At 48.8% G+C, this 1,817-nt stretch carries 1 protein-coding gene; it reads right to left on the bottom strand.

Going from position 1 to position 1,817, the window contains the following annotated elements; genetic code table 11:
• Positions 1–1,817 (bottom strand): toxin VasX (locus QTN94_RS19725; RefSeq protein ID WP_331428622.1); only part of this gene is annotated, 1,817 nt, incomplete at both ends.

Genomic DNA, 1,817 nt, shown 5'->3' with positions numbered 1-1,817 from the left:
ACTGCATCGTTAAGCATTTGCTTGGCGGTGTTATTGACCGCGTCATGCTTAAGCATCACCATCATTGGCAACTCACTACTCAACAACTTCTGCATTTTCTGCTGAGCACTGCGCATGGTTTGTATCTGGTGGTTCTTTGGCGTCACCTCTCCTGAGGGAAGCTGGTTGATACGACGAATTGTTGCCATTTCGGTGTTTAACTTTCGCTGCCATGTTTTAAACTGTGCGGGATAGTCAGGGTTATGAACCACGATAGCTTCTGGGTTCACGATGGCTTCTAAGATAACCAGCCGCAAGTTGCTGACTAAACCTTCTGGTGTTGCGGTGGTATTCATCTGGCTAGGGAACAGCAAGTTCGAAGTGGCTCGCCAACTCTCTTGGGCCACCCCTGAGACGGCTTTTTGAAGTGCAATAAAGCTAAGCTGTACCGGCTCAGCTAGTGCTTTAAACCACGCTTTATCATGCATACGCACGTCACTGGTGAACCCACCCCAGTTCGCAATCGCACCCGATACAGTGACCATGTCACTGGAGTTCTCCATTGAGAGCAGACTGTTACCAAGTTCATCGACGTAAGCGTTCAGCGCTTGCCAGTTTTCCAACTTAAAACCGAGAGAAGCTAGAGCGAAAAGCGTTTTGGGCGAATCCAGTGAAAGCGCCTGCTTCAACTGCTCATTCGCTTGCTCGGTATTTACCGCTTGTTTTACCACCGCTAAGTACTGGCTGGTTAAGCTAAGTAGATAAGTAAGGTGAGTCTCGTCTTGATTATCGAGACCAAAAACCAGTGGGTCAGTCCCCAATTGCTCAAATACGGTCATAAAATCTTGATAAAGCACATCGATACGCTCATCCAGACCTTTAATCTGAGTGTAATACTGAGTAAGGAAAGCATCGAGTTCACTCCAGTTGACTTCGTCACTAAACACCGAATTGCGCTGCCAACTTTCTCGTTGCGCGGCAGTCGGAGTGAAGCGATACCTCTGTTTTAGCTCAGCAAGCTTCTCCATCGCTTGTTCTTGAAGTGGAGTAAACGGGGCGTTGCCGACATTCGAGTTAGCTTCAAGGGCGGTACGCTCTTTATCTGCCAGAGATTGAGTGGCGACATATTCAGTAAGTTGACGTTCAAACTCCATCACCTTGATTGGGTCATCTCTAACCTGCACCGGTAACTCATCATGTTCTACTCTTATCCGCCCCAGTGTTCGAGTCAGTTCGGCCATTTGTAGCTTGTGAAGATTGTCTTCATCTTGGTGGGCTGTGCTGCGCGCCGCAACCTGTTTGGAAAGAGGTAAGAACAAGTCGCTCACATCCGCTAGAGGGTCATCGAGGGCAATAAACATCCCGCAATCTTGGGCGGGCAAGTCAGCTCGATAATCTAAGTCCCAACACCCAGCCTTGTCTGCCACATGTTTGAAGTCATCAACTCCGCCTTCAATGGGTGTTAATGGTGTACAGGTCGTATCAAACACACCTGTCGGTGCTCCATCGGTGCCAACATCAGCGACATACTTGCCAAGCTGAGACGAAAGGCCCGCATGGGGGTGACTCTGTGTTGAATGGAACTGTTGCAAGTTGACCTTACGCATCCATGTCGAACGATGGGATAGGTTAGAACGCATATGCTCACACAGTCGCCATGTCCAGCGTTGATGGGCAAACGCCATATAGAGTGTATTTTTCGCCGGGTAGACCAAGCAGCTTTTCGTTTCGCCTTTGCTGCCACGCTGATGCGCAGGTTTATCCGCTTCATCGTTTGACCAGTCAATTTTGGTCAACTCATACCCTTTCACCTGATACTCATCAAAAGTCTTATCCGT

It is taken from the genome of Vibrio sp. M250220 (assembly GCF_036533795.1).
Lineage (GTDB): Bacteria > Pseudomonadota > Gammaproteobacteria > Enterobacterales > Vibrionaceae > Vibrio.
Note: the sequence above shows the minus strand (reverse complement) of the source record. Positions and strands in the feature narration are given on the sequence as shown.